The sequence below is a fragment of the Blastococcus sp. Marseille-P5729 genome, from assembly GCF_900292035.1.
In the GTDB taxonomy this organism is placed as follows: Bacteria; Actinomycetota; Actinomycetes; order Mycobacteriales; family Antricoccaceae; genus Cumulibacter.
Window position 1 is genome coordinate 290,023 of record NZ_OMPO01000003.1, and the last position, 16,447, is coordinate 306,469.

Consider the following 16,447-nt stretch of genomic DNA (forward strand, 5'->3'; position numbering starts at 1 on the left):
GCCTCACGCTAGCCCGGCGACGGCGCTACTCGAAGGATGCCTCGATGGCCTCGACGATCGCCGAGTAGTCCGCCTGTGGATCGCGGCCGAGCACGCCGGCCCAGGCGGGGACCACCTCGGCGTGGTACTGGTGCCCGTGACCGGACGGGATGTCGGTGGCGACCGTCATGTCGGCGGTGACCTGCCAGAAGGTCACCAACGGGAAGTAGGTCAGCAGCACCTCGCGGTCGTCGTCCGCGCCCGCCTCCGCCAACCAGTCGGGCTGGGTGAACGTGAGATCCATCGACCACCACACGACCGGGTCGTCGGGGTGCTGCAGGAAGACCACGCGTGACTCCTCCCACGGTCCCAGCGCTCGCCCGTACTCGTCGGCGGTGAGCTCGTCCTGGTTGCTGGCGAACCGGTAGTGCCGCCCGTTGTCGATGACGGGGTTGATCTCGGTCGAGCCGCCTTGGCGGTCCTCGGTGAGCTGACGGTGCAGTGGCGTGAAGCCCGGCGTTCCGGTCCACAGGGCACCGTCGACCGAGTCGAGCAGGTCGGACGGCGACTCGAACGCCGAGTTCGCGCCGTACGACCCGAGCGACTCGCCCGCCAGGTACAGCTTGGGCCGTTCGTTCTCCGGCAGCGCGTCGATCTCGGCGCGCACCGCCTCGTACATCAGCGTGGCCGCTTCCCGCGGGCTGCTGGTGTCGGCCAGCAGCGCGATGGGTGAGGGCAGCGTCGAGTACTGCATCGCGGCGATCGCGCTGTCACCGTTCATCAGGTACTCGAACGACGACGCGACCCACTCGTTCACCCATCCCGTGCCGGTGGTGGTGTAGATCAGGATGGCCGCGCGCTCGAAGGCGCCGGTGCGGTGCATCTCGGCCACGACCGCGTCGCGCACGTCCGGCAGCTCGCGATCGCCGGCCAGCCCGGCGTAGGTCCGGATGGGCTCGAGTGCCGGCTGGCCGTTCACCTGCTCGAGCAGGTCGGCGTCCGGGCCGGCTGCGACGAACGTGCGTCCCTCGGCCCCGAGCGACTCCCACGACTCTGCCGACTCCTCCGAGCCGGAACGGAGCGGCGAGCTCGGCACCGAGGCACCGGGCGGGATTTGCGCGTTGGTCGATGCCGCGTTGTCGCGCACGAGCCGGACGACGGGGCGCAGCACGAGCTGGTCGACCAGCAGCGCCGTCACGACGACGATGATCGCCCCCGCCATGATCTTCGCGACCGGCCGGGGAAGGCGGCGCCACCCCAGGCCCGCGAGCCAGTCGTTGAGGCCGACCACCAGCCGGTACAGCGCGAAAAGCAGGAGCAGGATCACGGCGGTCGTGGCGACGCTGGCCACGATGCCCCAGAAGCTCTGCGCCGGCATGCCCACCCGGCGGGCATTCTGGGTCTGCCAGCGCGCGCTGACCGCCGGGACCACGACGACCAGTGCAGCCAGCGCCAGCACCCACAGGGTCGTGAGAACCTTGCGGGCGCCGTCCCGCACCGAGTACTCCAGGTGTGCCCATCGCGCTACCGCGCGGGCGATCCAGGCGAGCAGGACGCCGATCCAGTAGACGCTGAGCATGCTCAGCGCGGTGATGACGCCCTGCAGCTGCCACGGCCGGGGCAGCAGCGACGGTGTGAACGACGCCGCGTAAGCGATGATCGCCAGCACCGTGCCGGTGAACGACAGGCCCGGGAGCCAGTCTCGCCGCCAGGCCAACAGCCGGGCGCGTCGGTCAGGCCGTTCGTGATGTTCAGTGTCGTGCACCGCTCCATTCTCGTCGTTCAGGGAGATTCGCTGCCGATCGAGGGAACAAGCCGCCCGGATCGGGTAGTTACACGCCTAGCACTTCACTCGAGGAGGAACGATGGGCAAGCTCGACGGGATCCTGCGCAAGGCGCAGCAGTACGCACAGCGCAACCCCGACAAGGTCAACGGCTTCGCTGACAAGGCCGGCAGTTTCGTCAACAAGCGCACCAAGGGCAAGTACGCCGGGCAGATCGACGGCGCCCTGAACAAGCTCGAAGGCCTCACCGGGCAGCGCCGCCGGGACGACGGCCGTGGCCCCGACGAGCGTGCCGGCGGCAGCTGGTAGCCGCTGGGCTCAACGCACCTCGAACCGCGAATCGTTCTCGACCGGGTCGATGTCTCGCACGTCGACCCGGTCGACGCGTGCTGCGGCCGGGCCGTCATGGGCCCATCGGGTGAGCGCGTCGACGTCCTGCACCGCACCCTGGATTTCTGCCTTCACCGATCCGTCGGGCAGGTTGCGCACCCAGCCGGTCACGCCGAGCGCGCGGGCCTGCTGCTCGGTCGAGGCGCGGTAGTAGACGCCCTGCACCCGGCCATGCACCGTCAGCTGAACCCTCTTCATGCCCTTATCGTGCCCCACGCGACGACGTCCGTCTGCGGCCTGTGCGGCCCGTGGCTAGGGTCAAGGTCACCGGTTGGCCGCCAGTGGGCGACACGGGCGCCGCCCTTAGAATCGAGGGATGGATTTTCGTCGCATCACCGGCATGCCGCCGTACGTGTTCACGATCATTGACTCGCTCAAGATCGAAGCGCGCCGAGCCGGGATCGACATCATCGACCTCGGCTTCGGAAACCCAGACCTGCCCTCCCCCCAGATCGCGGTGGAGAAGCTGGCCGAGGCCGCGCACAACTCCCGCAACCACCGTTACTCGAGCTCGCGAGGGCTACCGAACCTCCGCAAGGGCTTCGCGGACCTCTACAAGAAGCGCTTCGACGTACACCTTGACCCCGACACCGAGGTCATCTCCACCATCGGGGCGAAGGAGGGCTTCAGCCACCTGATGTGGGTGCTGCTGCAGCCGGGTGACGCCGCGCTGGTGCCGGCGCCGTCCTACCCGATCCACATCTGGGGCCCGCTGTTCGCCGGGGCCGCCGTCCGCGAGATCCGGATGGGCACCGAGGAGGACCTGTTCGGCAACATCGTCGAGGCTTACGAGTACTCGTGGCCCAAGCCGCGGGTGATCGTGCTGTCCTTCCCGCACAATCCCACGACGGCGACCGTCGACCTCGAGTTCTTCCAGAAGGTCGTCGACTTCGCCCGGGAGCGCGAGGTCGTCGTCGTCCACGACAACGCCTACGCCGACCTTGGCTTCGACGGCTGGGACCCGCCGTCCATCTTGCAGGCGGACGGCGCGAAGGAGTGCGCGGTCGAGCTGTACTCGATGACGAAGTCGTTTTCGATGGCCGGTTGGCGGATGGCCTTCATGGCAGGCAATCGCGAGGTCGTGGGCGCGCTGCAGAAGCTCAAGTCCTATCTCGACTACGGCACCTTCCAGCCGATCCAGATCGCCGCCACCGTGACCCTGCAGGAACAGGCCGACTTCCCGCGCGAGGTCCAGCCGATCTACCAGTCGCGCCGCGACGCGCTGGTGAAGGGCCTCAATGACATCGGCTGGAAGGTGGCCGCTCCGAAGGGGACGATGTTCCTCTGGGCGCCGATCCCCGAGCCGTACAAGGAGATGGGCTCGGTCGAGTTTGCCTCGATGCTGGTCAAGGACGCCCACGTTGCCGTCTCGCCGGGCGTCGGGTTCGGGCCGGGCGGCGAGGGCAACGTCCGCTTCGCACTGATCGAGAACGAGGCGCGGATCCGCCAGGGCATTCGTGGGCTCAAGAAGGCCCTCACCAAGCTCCATTAACCGCTGCGGTGGCATTTACCCCGCTATACGCCGATTACCGTGATGTAACCCACCGCATCCGCGCGTAGCGTTACTGCACCCACCGCAGCCGCAGATGGTCCGAATGCGTAGCGGGACGACTCAACGAAGGGAACCCCATGGGCAAGATCGTGCTGTTCGGAGCGACCGGGTACACCGGCGAGCTCACCGCCGAGGCGTTGCAGAAGCGCGGGACAGGCGGCGTCGTCCTCGCTGCTCGTAGCGAGCAGAAGCTCGCCGAACTCAAGGAGCGGCTCGACGTGGACTGGCCCACTGTGGTGGCCGACGTCAACGATCCTGCCGCGCTGGACGCCGTCCTCGAGCCGGGAGACGTCCTGCTCACCACGGTCGGCCCGTTCGTGCGCTGGGGCAACGTCGCCGCAGAGGCCGCGGTGCGCAACAGCTCTCACTACATCGACTCGACCGGTGAGGCTGCCTTCATCCGCGACATATTCGAGAAATACGGGCCGCTGGCCGAGAAGAACGGTGTCACTATGATGACCGCGCTCGGCTATGACTGGGCGCCCGGCAACCTTGCCGGAGCGCTCGCCGTCGAGCAGGGCGGCGATCAAGTGAGCTCCGTCAAGATCGGTTACTTCAACGGTGGCAAGGCGACCAAGTTCAGCATGTCCGGCGGCACGATGGCTTCCAGTGCGGGCGCGATGTTCTATCCGTCGCACGCCTACCTCGACGGTGAGCTGACGCAGGAGCGCACCGCGACACGCAAGCACGATTTCGGCGAGGTGCAGGACGGCGTCCCCGCCCGCGGCTTCAGCGTCGGATCGTCGGAGGCATTCTCGCTCCCGCGCGTGTACCCGCAGCTGAAGAATGTCGATGTGTATCTGGGGTGGAACGACCCTGACAAGGTGCAGGCGCAGGCTGCTGCCCTCGAGCCGATGCTCGCCGACGAGCAGACCCGGGCCAAGCTGATGGCCGAGTCCGAGGCCAAGCTGCCAGGCTCGACCGGCGGCCCGGACGCCGAGACCCGCGCGCAGACCTACGCGGTGATCCTGGCCGAGGGCTCCAACGACGCCGGCGACGTCCTGTCGCAGGTGCGCGTCTCCGGGGTCAACGGCTATGACTTCACGGCCCGCTTCATGGCTCTCGTGGCCGAGAAGCTGCTCGGCGGCGAGGTCGAGAGGCGAGGTGCCATCGGCCCGATGGAGGCATTCGGGCGGGACAAGCTGACCGATTACGTCGCCGAGGCCGGCATCACCGTCGACTAGCCGCGCACCCTCGTCGCACACCCCACTCGCGGCACCTTCGGACTCGATAGCGAGTCCGAAAGTGCCGCAGGTCGTGATGCTGGTCTCGAAGGGCGATTGAAATTTGCATCTTCGCCAGAACGCGGGTCTAATCGTCGGTATGCATTCCACGGCAACCCGTCGCAGGCACGTCGACTACGGTCGCATGTCTTGCATGCGTTGTCGTCCCGGTCGCTGAGGCCGTCGGCTCACATCGCCGACGCTGCCCCGACCGACTTCCTCGGTTGATGGCTAGTAGGGCACGCTCGCGTGCATCCATCGACACTCCACTGGTCGGGTCATGCCAGCAGTAACCGCATTCTGCGTACCTGCCGGCCTCAATACGGACTTCACTTCCCACCCCGCGCCGGGCGCCGCTGCCTGGCCCCGGGTATCCGTCTAGCTCGAAAGGCCCCCCGTGTCCTCCCGTTCCGCATTCCGCCGTACCGCCCTGTCGCTGATCACCACCTCCGCCGTCCTGCTCGCTGCAGCCTGCGGTGGAGCAGCGAACGGCAAGGACGACGGAGGGGGCACGCCCAAGCAGGGCGGCGATCTGGTGTACCTCGAGGCGCAGGCGTACACCGACCTCTACCCTCCGTCCGCCGGCTTCTATCCCAACGGCGGCATCGTCAACAACATCACCGACCGGCTGGTCCACCAGAACCCGGAGACCCTCGAGCTCGAGCCGTGGATCGCCACCGACTGGGAGATCAACGACACGGCCACCGAGTACACCTTCCACCTGCGCGATGACGTCACCTTCTCCGACGGCACCAAGCTGGACGCCGCCGCCGTGGCCAAGAACTTCGATCTCTTCGGTAAGGGCGATCCCGCGCGTGGCCTGCAGGTCTCGGAGGCCGTCAACAACTACGACCGCAGCGAGGTCATTGATCCGCTGACGGTCAAGTTCTACTTCACCGCACCCTCGCCGGGCTTCCTGCAGGCGACCTCGACCATCAACTCCGGCCTCCTGTCGCCCGCCACACTGGATGGCGACTTCCAGAGCTTCGCGGCCGGCAACGGCACGAAGATCATCGGCTCCGGGCCGTTCGTCGTCGAGAGCGAGAAGCTCGGCAGCGAGGTCGTGCTGAAGGCCCGCGAGGACTACGCGTGGGGCCCGGAGTCCGATGCGAATCCGAAGCGGCCGTACGTCGACAGCGTCACCTACACCGTGACGCCCGAGGGCGGGGTGCGCGTCGGATCGCTCGCCTCGAAGCAGGCGGACGTCGCACGCCAGATCAACGCCACCGACGAGAAGCTCGTCACCAACGCTGGCGGCAGCATCGAGGCACCACAGACCCGTGGTGTCAACAACAGCTACAGCCTGCGGTTCTCCACCGGGCCACTCGCGGACATCAACGTCCGCAAGGCGCTGCTGATCGGCACCGACCGACAGGAGATCGTGGACACGCTGTTCACCGACAACTACCCCCTCGCCACCTCGGTGCTGAGCGCGGAGGCCGGCGGATACGTCGACCTGTCGGACAAGCTGCCGTATGACGTCGATCAGGCGGTGAAGCTACTCGAGGACGCCGGCTGGAAGGTCGGCGCGGACGGGATCCGCGAGAAGGACGGCGTCAAGCTGTCGTTCACCGTCAACGAGGCCAAGCCCCAGCCGCGGTCCTTCGACGTCGACACGCTGATCGCGCAGCAGTGGAAGAAGGACCTCGGAGTAGACCTGCAGATCCTGCGCGCGGACTCCGGCACCTACGCGCAGGCGATCAAGGATCCCACCCAGGTGCAGATCTACCACTCGATGGTGGGCCGGGCGGACCTCGACGTGATCAAGAGCCAGTATTACTCGACCAACCGCAACACGCTGCTCAACCGTGGTCCCGACGGCAGCATCAGCGATCCTGAGCTCGAGAAGCTGCTGCTGGACGTCGCCTCCACGGTCGATCCGAAGGCGCGGATCGCCGCCGACCAGAAGGTCCAGGAGTACTTGATCGACCAGGCGTATGTGATCCCGCTGTTCGAGGAGCCGCAGGTGTTCGGCATCGCGGCGAGCACGCACGGCGTAGAGTTCGAGTCGGTCGGCCGGCCGGACTTCTCCAACACCTGGATCACTCGATGAGCCGGACGGCGGTGCTGCGCAGGCTGGCGCAGGCCGCGCTGGTCATCGCGATCGCCTTCACAGGAGCGTTCCTGCTGCTGCAGGCGCTCCCGGGAGACGCGGTGATGATCAAGTTCGAGAACCCCGAGCTAGGACTGTCGCCGCAGCAGATCGAGGACATCCGCCAGTCGTACGGCGCCGATGTCCCGCTGTGGCAGCAGTTCGCGCACACGGCGTCCGGCTTCCTGCAGGGTGACCTCGGGTACTCGATCCAGGGAACGCCCGTACGCCAGTTGATCGCCGAGGCACTGCCCTCGACGCTCGCGCTGGCCGCGGCGGCGTTCGTCGTGGCGGTGCTGCTCGCGTTCAGCGTCGCGGTGCTGGCGATGCGCTCCAGGTTCGGCTGGCTGCGGGGCTTCTTCTCCTCTCTGCCATCGCTGTTCGTGTCGGTGCCGGTGTTCTGGCTCGGCATGGTGCTGATCCAGGTGGTCTCCTTCCAGCTGGGCTGGGTCCGCGTCGTCCAGCCGGGTCCGATCGAAGGGTTGATCCTTCCTGTGCTGACCCTTGCCGTGCCGATCAGCGCCCCCATCGCTCAGGTGCTGATCCGCTCCGCGGAAGACATCGAGCGCCAGCCGTTCGTGGCCGTCGTGCGCTCGAAGGGCGCGAGCGAGGGGTGGGTGCTCTGGCGCAATATTGCCCGTAACGCGCTCCTTCCTACCCTGACGATCGCCGGAATCCTGCTGGGGGAGCTGATCGCGGGCGCAGTCGTCACCGAGACCGTCTTCGGGCGCGCAGGGATCGGCCGGCTCACCGAGCAGGCGGTCGCCAACCAGGACGTCGCCGTCTTGCAGGCGATCGTCGTGCTCGCCGCGGTCGTGTTCGTGCTCGCGAACCTGCTGGTCGACCTCGTCGCGCCGCTGATCGACCCGCGGCTGAAGGATCGCCGGCGCGCGCGGACGACGGATGCTCGCGAACCGATCGGAGCGACCGCATGACCGACCTGACGGCCATCTGGGCGCCCGTGAAACGACGCCGCATCGAGCTCGTCTCGTGGCGGAGGGGGGCACTGCGCTCTCCCGGTCTCGCTCTCGCATGGGTCTACATCGCACTCATGGTGGCGTTCGCGTTCGTTCCATCGTTGTTCGCCACGCATGACCCCATCGCCGGACAGGCCTCTGCGGCCCTGACCGCGCCGAGTGCCGAGCACTGGTTCGGCACCGACGCGACTGGCCGCGACCTGTTCAGCCGAGTCGTCCACGGCGCGGTCCACTCGCTGGGCAGTGCGCTCGTCGCCGTCGGCGTGGGGCTCGTTGTCGGCACGCTGATCGGCGTTCTCGCAGGGTCTGCAGGACGGTTCGTCGACTCCGCACTGATGCGTATCGTCGACGTCCTGCTCGCGGTTCCTGCGCTGCTGCTCGCGCTGAGCATCATCATCCTTCTGGGGTTCGGGACGACCAACGCCGCCATCGCCGTTGGTGTCACTAGCATCGCGGTCTTCGCGCGCGTCGCGCGGTCGGAGGTCGTGCGTGTACGGCGCAGCGACTACGTCGAGGCCGCCTTCGGCTCCGGCGGCACCTTCCTCACGGTGCTGCGGCGGCACATCCTGCCCAACTCCCTGAACGCCGTGCTGGCGTTGGCGGCCCTGCAGTTCGGTACCGCGATCCTCGCCATCTCGACGCTGGGCTTCCTCGGGTACGGTGCGCCCCCGCCGACGCCAGAGTGGGGTCTGCTGCTGGCCGAGGGGCGCACGTACCTCGGAGTCGCATGGTGGCTCACGACCCTCCCGGGCCTGGTGATCGTGCTGACCGTACTGGCGGCGAACCGGATCGGCCGGTCGCTGGGCAATGGAGGTGACCGATGAGCGACCTGCTGACGATTGACGGCCTGACGGTCTCCTACGACACGCGCGGCGAGCGCACCCCTGTGGTGCACGACGTCACCTTCGGGGTCGCCCCCGGCGAGGTCGTGGCCCTGGTCGGCGAGTCCGGATCGGGGAAGTCGACCACCGCGCACGCGGTTGTCGGGCTGCTCGCCGCCAACGGGCACATCGACAGCGGGACCGTGACCCTGGGGGACACCGAGCTGACCGGGCTGAGCGAGCGCGCCTTGCGCGACGTCCGCGGACGCCGGATCGGCCTGGTGCCGCAAGATCCCAACAACTCGCTCAACCCACTCAAGCGGATCGGCGACTCGATCGCCGAAGTGCTGAGGATCCATCGCTGGGGCAGCAAGCCGGCGATCGCGCAGCGAGTGATCGAGCTGCTGGAGCAGGTCGGGATCCCGGAGCCGGAGCGCCGGGCGCGGCAGTACCCGCACGAGCTGTCCGGTGGGATGAAGCAGCGGGTGCTGATCGCCTCCGCGATAGCGCTCGAGCCCGAGCTGATCATCGCCGACGAGCCGACCAGCGCCCTCGACGTGACCGTGCAACGCACCATCCTGGACCTGATCGATGAGCTGCGCGAGGAGCGCGGGATGTCGGTGCTCATGGTCACTCACGACCTCGGCGTAGCCGCCGAGCGCGCCGACCGGATCGTCGTGATGCGCGGAGGGCGAGTCGTCGAGCAGGGGCCGACCGCCGCGGTGGTGGCCGATCCCTCGAGCGAGTACACGCGCGCCCTCGTCGCCGGCGCCGCCGCGCTGCACGGGTCGCTCGGGCGGCTCGCCGAACGAGCTGCGCGTGCGCCGTCCGGCGAGCAGGCAGGCACCGCGATCGAGGTGCGGGGGCTGGTCCAGGACTTCGACGGCTTCCGTGCAGTCGACGACCTGTCGCTGGCCGTGCCCTACGGCACGACGCACGCCATCGTCGGCGAGTCGGGATCGGGCAAGACGAGCGCGGTGCGGGCGATCCTCGGCTTCCACCCGGCCACGGCGGGGGAGATCATCGTCGCGGGCTCTACCGTGCGTGGGCACGACGGCCACTTTCTGCGCGGTAAGGCCTCACGCGAGCTGCGCCGGTCGGCGCAGCTGGTCCTGCAGAACCCGTACTCGTCGCTCAACCCGCGCCGCAAGGTCGGCGAGATCGTCGCCGAGCCGCTGGTGAACTTCGGGATCGGCGACCGCGCCGAGCGTCGGGCCGCCGTGGCCGAGATGCTTGGCCGCGTGGCTCTACCGGCGAGCGTCGTCGACGCGCTACCTCGCGAACTGTCCGGCGGCCAGCGACAAAGGGTCGCGATCGCCCGTGCGCTGGTGCTCCGGCCGAAGGTCGTCGTCCTCGACGAGCCCGTCTCCGCACTCGACGTCACCGTGCAGGCGCAGGTGCTCGAGTTGCTCGACGAGTTACAGCGCGAGCTCGGGCTCACCTACCTGTTCATCTCGCACGACCTCGGTGTGGTCGCCCAGATCAGCGACACGGTCAGCGTGATGCGCGAGGGCCGCGTCGTGGAGCAGGGCAGCACCCGCGACGTGTTCACCACCCCCAGCACCAGCTACACACGACAGCTGCTCGATGCCATCCCAGGCCGCAGCGACCTGGCCGGCGCGGGCACCCTCTAGGAGACGATCTCGTGACCACCATCGGATTCTTCACCCGACTGCTCGACGACGCCGAGCCCGCCGAGCGCTACCGGCTCGCCGCGGAGCAGATCCAGCACGCCGAGCGCAACGGCTTCGCGACCGCTTGGGTTGCGCAGCACCACTTCCACCGCGACGAGGGCGGCCTTCCCTCACCGCTGGTGTTCCTCGCTCACGTCGGAGCGCTCACCTCGCGCATCCGCCTCGGCACCGGCGTCATCTGCCTGCCGATGGAGGACGCCGTCCGCACCGCGGAGGACCTCGTTGTTGCAGACCTCCTTACCGGTGGCCGCATCGACGTCGGCGTCTCGACCGGCGGAACGCCGTCGTCCTTCCCTGCGTTCGGCAAGGACTTCGCCGATCGCTACGAGCTGTCGGACGAGGCGCTCTCGACGCTGCTCGGGGCATGGCGCGGCGAGCCGATCAACGGCACCGAGAACCGGCTCTACCCGGCTGGCGGGTCGCTGCCCGACCGGATCTGGCAGGCCACCTTCTCGGTCTCCGGCGGCGAGCGGGCCGGCCGCGCCGGTGACGGGCTGATGCTCTCGCGCACGCAGCCGCGCCCTGATGATCGCCCCGACGCACCGCTGGCGGAGCTGCAGCAGCCGATCATCGACGCCTACCGAGCGGCCCTTCCCCAGGGACACCGGCCGCGCATCATGGCCTCCCGCACCGCCTTCGTCGCGGACACGCGCGAGGAGGCGCTTCGCTGGGCCGAACCCGGGTTGCGCAGCGCCGTCGCGAGCTCGCCGCGCGCGTTTCCGAGGGTCAGTGCGGACGCACCCCTCGACGAGCTGATCCGCCTCACCGACACCCATGTCGGGACCGCGGCGGACGTCGCGGAGTCGCTGGCGGCGGACTCCGCGCTCGCTGCGGCGAGCGAGGTCGCCTTCCAGGTGCACTCGGTGGATGCGCCGCACCCGCAGATCCTGCGGTCGATCGAGCTCCTCGCCGCCGAGGTCGCGCCGGCTTTGGGGTGGGGCCAGCAGCGGGAGGAGGCCGCAGCATGACCGACGTGATCGACCGGCTGGCCGGAATCGACTCCGGCACCTCCCTCGACGTCCTACGCCGCAGCAGACCTGTCCGCCGCGACGAGATCCAGGCCGGATACGACGCGTTGTTCGAGCCGGCCAACGCTGGCGAGATCCCCTTGGTGGAACGGTTCGCGGTGGCCGCATTCGTCGCTGATCTGCAGGACCACGGTGGATCGACGAGCTCTCACTATCTGGCCGAGCTCGTCGATGAGCGGTTGCGCGAGCGCATCAGGAGCCTGGCCGTCGGCGCTCGTCAGCGAGGTCCGTGGGGTGAGTACCGCGAGCCTGGCCTGCAGGACGAAAACGAGCCGGGCGAGTGGTTCGTCGTCCCGGACGACGATCGGCGTCAGCTCGGCGAACGCCTCTCCGCGGTGCTCGAGCACGCCCACTTCGTCGTCCTGCACCCCCGGGACGCGCGGCCGGAGGTGTTGAGCCGCCTCACCGCCGCGGGATGGGGCCGGCGGTCTGTCGTCACCTGGTCGCAGCTCATCGCTTACGTCAGCTTTCAGGTGCGGGTCGTCGAAGGGCTGCGCGTGCTGCGAGCAGAAGGAGAGGGAGCATGAGCAAGCCCGAGAGGTTCACCCGCGACGAGCTCGCCTGGGAGCCATGGATCGAGCCCGCGGCCGAGTCAGAGCTGACCCCGCGACAGACCGAGTCGCTCGTCCAACCGGCACGCGCGCGAAATCCCTACTTTCGTCTGCTCGCAGACGATCCAGACATTCTGGAGGCGCGCACCCGGGCCGACCTCGACATCTTTCATGCCGACGGTGGGCTGCCGAGAGCCGAGCGTGAGCTGGCTGCCGCCGCGACCTCACGGCTGAACGGCTGCGTCTTCTGCGCTTCGGTGCACGCCCGCTTCGCGGCGCACTTCGCCAAGCGCCCGGAGGACGTCGATCGTCTGCTGGAGGAGGGAATCGACGCCGACCTGGGCGACGAGCGCTGGAACGCGATCGCGGCGGCATCTGCGGCGCTTGCCCGGACGCCGATCGCGTTCGGGGAGAGCGACGTGCGGCGGCTCCGCGCCGCAGGGCTGGCGGAGGATGAGATCGTGGACCTGATCCACTCGGCAGGCTTCTTCAACTGGGCCAACCGCCTCATGCTCACCCTCGGCGAGCCCACCACCACCTGAGTCCCGGGTAGCGCCGGGCTGGTTGTCGACGGCTCAGTCGGGCAGGTCCATCTCTGCGAGCGATACCGGCGTGGGAAGCGGCCGCTTCGGCGTCACGCCGTGCGACATCGACTCCCCGCGCCGGTGCCGCTGTACGAACGGGATGAAGTACTCGCGCAGCCAGTAGTGGTCCTCGCGCCGGCGCGCCCGCCACGGGACGGGATCAAGCGCCGGAAGCTCCTGGTTGAGTGGATCCTCGATTCCAGGCACGCCAGCGATATGGGCGAGCGCCTGCCCGATCAGCCGGTGCCCCAACGACGTGGCGTGGAGCCGGTCCTCGAACCACATACGACGATCGAGGGCGACCGGATACCGGTGCAGGTCGAGCAGCCGGACGCCGTAACGCACGGCCTCTTCACGGGTGACGTCGTTGAGCTGCAGGATGTTGCGGCGCAGCGGTCGCACCATCCAGTTGATCGCGGCCGGGTCCGGCATGGTGAAGGTGAGCACCTCGGCGCCGGTCTCGCGCGCCTTCCGAAACATGTAGGCGAGATGACCGCGTGCCTCGTGCCGGTTCCATGAGGTCTTCGATGCGTCGTTCACCCCGCCGACGATCGTCATGATGTCGGGCCGCATCGCGAGAGCCGGCGCGAGCTGGCGGCGGATCTCGTGCAGCCGATAGCCGCGGATCGCGAGGTTGGCGTACTCGAGCGCCTGGTCCTGTGCCTTTGCGAGGTGGACCGCGAGCCGGTCGGACCACCCGCGGTACGACCCGATCGGATTGAGATGGCTCGGGCTGAGAGAGTGCCCGTGCTCCTCGTAGACATGGACGCCGGGCGGGTAGGGGTCTTCGAGCCCCTCGGTGGTGGAGTCGCCGATCGCGACGAAACGGTGGTAGCTCATCAGCTCCCGATTCTACGAACCAGCCACCTGCGGTGCTTCCCGGCGCGCTGTCGAGCGGATAGCGCACCAGGAAGCACCGCAGGTCATAACGGAGGATGCCGCTGGGCCCACCCCGCTTCTGGAGTGAGCCCAGCGGCCTGGGATCCCGACCTCCGGCCAGCCCCCTGGACCGGACGTCGGGTGGTCTAGGCCGTGGCCAGGGCCTCGACCGGGCTGACCCGGCCGGAGCGCAACGCGGGCAGTACGGAGGCCACCAGGCCGCCGACCACCGCGATGCCGAGGAAGATCGCCAGCCGGCCCCACGGGATATCCCACACGATTGGCGTATTGCTGCCGATCACGGTGTACGCCGCGACCATCCCGTAGAAGATGCCGAGCAGGATTCCGACCAGGCCGCCGATGAGCGACAGGATCACGGCCTCGACGGACACCATCGCTCGCAGCTGGCCCTTCTGGACGCCGAGCGCCCGCATCAGCCCGCTCTCGCGCTTGCGCTCGATGACAGACAGGGCGAGCGTGTTCGCGATGCCGACCACGGCGATGATCGCGGCGACGGCCAGCAAGCCGGTCGCGACGTTCGTCATGATGTCGATGATCGCCTCGATTTGCTGCCGCAGCTCGCTGTCCTTCGCGTCGGCCAGCGCGCTCGCTCGGGTGACCTGAGAGGCGACCTGGATCATCGAGATCAGGCCGATCCCTACGATGATGGCGACGACCGTGTTGGTGGCTCGAGCGGCATGCCTGGTGACGTCCCGGGCGGCGATCTTGCCGGGCGTGCCAAGCGCAGATCCGATCGGGCGGAGCAATCTGCCCATGGGCACGACGAGGAGCTGAGCACCCACCAGCACGCCGACCACCGAGATCAGCCCGCCGAGCGTCGCGATCGCAACCTGATGGCCGACCGCGCCCAGGGCCAGGACTGCGAGTCCGATGACGACCAGGACCGCCGACAGGATGATCCGAGTCCTCGACAGCCGTGCCCCTCCGACCTCCGAACTCACCGGACGTAGCGCCTCCATCGGGGAGGTCTGGCAGGCACGGCGAATCGGGAAGTAGGCGGCCACCACGGTAGCGGCGATTGTTGCTGCGCAGGCGATCAGAACGGTCACGGGATTGATCGCCAGGCCACCTGCGGCCGCGCCGAACGCGCTGGCGCCGACGTAGCCGGCCAGGATTCCCAGCCCAACTCCGATGACGGTCCCGACCATGCCGATCAGCAGTGCCTCGAGGAGGATCTGGCGCTTCATCTGCTGAGCGGTCGCCCCGACCAGCCGCTGGAGGGCGATCTGGCGGCGGCGCTGAGCGAGCAGGATGGCGAAGGTGTTGGCGATGACGATCGCGGCCACGGCCAACGCGATCACGGCGAACGCTCCCAGCAGCACGGTGATCGCCACGGTGCCGCCACTGACTGCATCGACGACGGCCTCGCGCGCCTCGACGCCGGTCTTGGCGTCAAGTCCATCGGGCAGCTTGCTGTTCAGCGCAGCCGCGACCTGCTCGGCATTGCCGTCAGTACGAACCAGGTAGTTGTCGAGCCAGGCGTTGTCGTCCTGCTTCAGGTACTCGAGCGTGACCCACGACGTCGGTCCGGCGAGTGTCTTGGTGGTTGGATTCGGGTCAGTGATCCCGGTGACGGTGAAGCTGACCTCTTGGTCGTTCATCGAGCGCAGCGTGACCTGGTCGCCGACCTTGGCTCCGGCGTCCTTCGCGGTCTCCGGGTCGAGCGCGATCTCGGTCGGCTTGGTCGGGAAGCTGCCTTCGGCGAGCTTCTCGTATGCGAGCTGCTTGTCGTCGATGACCGATGTCAGGCGGATGCCGGACAACGCAGTGCTCCCGGGCAACTGGTAGAGACTGCTCATGATCGGGGCGACCGCCTCGACTCCGTCAGTGCTCTCGATGGTCTGCAGCGCCTCGTCGCCCTCGTAGATCCCGTAGGTGTCACTGCCCACGACCACGTCTGCATTCTGGATCGACTCGGCGACGACCACCTCGATGGCGCGCCCCGCGGTCGAGGAGAAGACGGTGGTCGCCACGGCGAAGAGGCTGCCGATGATGATCGCCAGCATGACCGCGGCGAGACGCCCCGGCTTGTGCTTGAGCTCGGCGAAGGCCGCCTTGGTGGTGACTGACATGACGATCAGACCCCCAGCCCGCGCATCGCGTCGATGACCGAGTCAGCAGTCGGCCTGTCGATGTGCCCGGCGATCCGGCCGTCGCTGAGCAGAAGAACCGCGTCGGCGTACGACGCCGCGATGGGGTCGTGCGTGACCATCACGATCGTCTGGTTCTCCTCGCGGGAAGCGGTCCGGAGGATGCTGAGCAGCTGCTGCCCGGAGCGGCTGTCGAGCGCGCCGGTCGGCTCGTCGGCGAACAGGACGTCGGGCTGACTGATCAGCGCACGAGCGACCGCCACCCGCTGCTGCTGGCCGCCCGACAGCTGTCCGGGCAGGTGATCGAGTCGGTCCTGTATTCCCAGCGCACTTGCGATCTGGTTGAGTCGCTGGCCATCGACGTGACGGCCCGCGAGCTCGAGTGGGAGTGCGATGTTCTGCTCGGCGGTGAGTGTCGGGAGCAGGTTGAACGACTGGAAGACGAACCCGACATGGTCGCGGCGTACCTCCGTGACGAACCGGTCGGCCTTGCCCGTGATCGCCTTGTCCGCGATCATCACCTCCCCCGAGGTGACTGCGTCGAGGCCGGCGAGGCAGTGCATGAGCGTCGACTTGCCCGAACCGGACGGGCCCATGATCGCGGTGAACGATCCGCGCGGGAATGCGACGGTAACGCCGTCCAGCGCGCGGACCTGGCGCTCACCCTCGCCGAAGATCTTCGTGACGCCTCGGCCCTGCACCGCCGGTAGGGTCGGTCCGGCTCCCGGGCTGGCCGGCATCGCGGCCGGGTGGTTGACGCTGGCTGTCATGCTGAGCTCCTT

The 16,447-nt window shown here is 68.4% G+C and carries 15 protein-coding genes; 10 read left to right on the forward strand and 5 right to left on the reverse strand.

Annotated features, from left to right (window positions below; all coding sequences use genetic code 11):
- Window positions 1–25: 25 nt before the first annotated feature.
- Window positions 26–1,744, reverse strand: a complete 1,719-nt coding sequence (locus tag DAA40_RS14255; protein ID WP_106850399.1) for an alpha/beta-hydrolase family protein — start codon at window positions 1,742–1,744, stop codon at window positions 26–28.
- A gap of 100 nt (window positions 1,745–1,844) precedes the next feature.
- Between DAA40_RS14255 and DAA40_RS14260 the strand changes: the two genes are divergently transcribed.
- The gene (locus DAA40_RS14260) at window positions 1,845–2,072 is read left to right on the forward strand and encodes an antitoxin (RefSeq protein WP_106850400.1); all 228 of its coding nucleotides are present in this window, start codon (window positions 1,845–1,847) and stop codon (window positions 2,070–2,072) included.
- A 9-nt stretch (window positions 2,073–2,081) separates the two neighbouring features.
- On the opposite strand, the gene DAA40_RS14265 is transcribed toward DAA40_RS14260, so the two are convergent.
- Complete coding sequence (locus tag DAA40_RS14265; RefSeq protein ID WP_106850401.1) at window positions 2,082–2,351, reverse strand: acylphosphatase; 270 nt, start codon at window positions 2,349–2,351, stop codon at window positions 2,082–2,084.
- A gap of 118 nt (window positions 2,352–2,469) precedes the next feature.
- Between DAA40_RS14265 and DAA40_RS14270 the strand changes: the two genes are divergently transcribed.
- From DAA40_RS14270 to DAA40_RS14310, 9 genes are all read left to right on the forward strand, one after another.
- Window positions 2,470–3,645, forward strand: coding sequence for an aminotransferase class I/II-fold pyridoxal phosphate-dependent enzyme (locus DAA40_RS14270; protein ID WP_106850402.1), 1,176 nt, complete (start codon window positions 2,470–2,472; stop codon window positions 3,643–3,645).
- Between the two features lie 137 nt (window positions 3,646–3,782).
- Window positions 3,783–4,889: a trans-acting enoyl reductase family protein gene (locus DAA40_RS14275; RefSeq protein WP_106850403.1), complete on the forward strand. Its 1,107-nt coding sequence runs from the start codon at window positions 3,783–3,785 to the stop codon at window positions 4,887–4,889.
- Between the two features lie 436 nt (window positions 4,890–5,325).
- Window positions 5,326–6,981, forward strand: a complete 1,656-nt coding sequence (locus DAA40_RS14280) for a TIGR04028 family ABC transporter substrate-binding protein (protein ID WP_106850404.1) — start codon at window positions 5,326–5,328, stop codon at window positions 6,979–6,981.
- Window positions 6,978–7,955, forward strand: a complete 978-nt coding sequence (locus DAA40_RS14285; RefSeq protein WP_106850405.1) for an ABC transporter permease — start codon at window positions 6,978–6,980, stop codon at window positions 7,953–7,955. Before DAA40_RS14280 ends, DAA40_RS14285 begins: the two co-directional genes overlap by 4 nt.
- The gene (locus tag DAA40_RS14290) at window positions 7,952–8,821 is read left to right on the forward strand and encodes an ABC transporter permease (RefSeq protein WP_106850406.1); all 870 of its coding nucleotides are present in this window, start codon (window positions 7,952–7,954) and stop codon (window positions 8,819–8,821) included. Before DAA40_RS14285 ends, DAA40_RS14290 begins: the two co-directional genes overlap by 4 nt.
- Window positions 8,818–10,452: an ABC transporter ATP-binding protein gene (locus DAA40_RS14295; protein WP_106850407.1), complete on the forward strand. Its 1,635-nt coding sequence runs from the start codon at window positions 8,818–8,820 to the stop codon at window positions 10,450–10,452. The genes DAA40_RS14290 and DAA40_RS14295 overlap by 4 nt, the downstream gene beginning before the upstream one ends.
- A gap of 11 nt (window positions 10,453–10,463) precedes the next feature.
- A complete protein-coding gene (locus DAA40_RS14300; RefSeq protein ID WP_106850408.1) occupies window positions 10,464–11,480 on the forward strand; it encodes a putative FMN-dependent luciferase-like monooxygenase in 1,017 nt (338 codons plus the stop codon).
- The gene (locus tag DAA40_RS14305) at window positions 11,477–12,067 is read left to right on the forward strand and encodes a CMD domain protein (protein WP_106850409.1); all 591 of its coding nucleotides are present in this window, start codon (window positions 11,477–11,479) and stop codon (window positions 12,065–12,067) included. The genes DAA40_RS14300 and DAA40_RS14305 overlap by 4 nt, the downstream gene beginning before the upstream one ends.
- The gene (locus DAA40_RS14310) at window positions 12,064–12,633 is read left to right on the forward strand and encodes an alkylhydroperoxidase domain protein (RefSeq protein ID WP_106850410.1); all 570 of its coding nucleotides are present in this window, start codon (window positions 12,064–12,066) and stop codon (window positions 12,631–12,633) included. Before DAA40_RS14305 ends, DAA40_RS14310 begins: the two co-directional genes overlap by 4 nt.
- Before the next feature lie 33 nt (window positions 12,634–12,666).
- Here DAA40_RS14310 and DAA40_RS14315 read toward each other — a convergent pair whose 3' ends face one another.
- The 3 genes from DAA40_RS14315 to DAA40_RS14325 form a co-directional block, all read right to left on the reverse strand.
- Window positions 12,667–13,515, reverse strand: a complete 849-nt coding sequence (locus tag DAA40_RS14315; protein ID WP_106850411.1) for an SGNH/GDSL hydrolase family protein — start codon at window positions 13,513–13,515, stop codon at window positions 12,667–12,669.
- Between the two features lie 185 nt (window positions 13,516–13,700).
- On the reverse strand, window positions 13,701–15,647 hold the full coding sequence (locus DAA40_RS14320) for an FtsX-like permease family protein (protein ID WP_106850412.1): 1,947 nt from the start codon (window positions 15,645–15,647) through the stop codon (window positions 13,701–13,703).
- Window positions 15,648–15,652: 5 nt separating this feature from the next.
- The gene (locus DAA40_RS14325) at window positions 15,653–16,435 is read right to left on the reverse strand and encodes an ABC transporter ATP-binding protein (protein ID WP_234356394.1); all 783 of its coding nucleotides are present in this window, start codon (window positions 16,433–16,435) and stop codon (window positions 15,653–15,655) included.
- Between the last annotated feature and the right edge of the window lie 12 nt (window positions 16,436–16,447).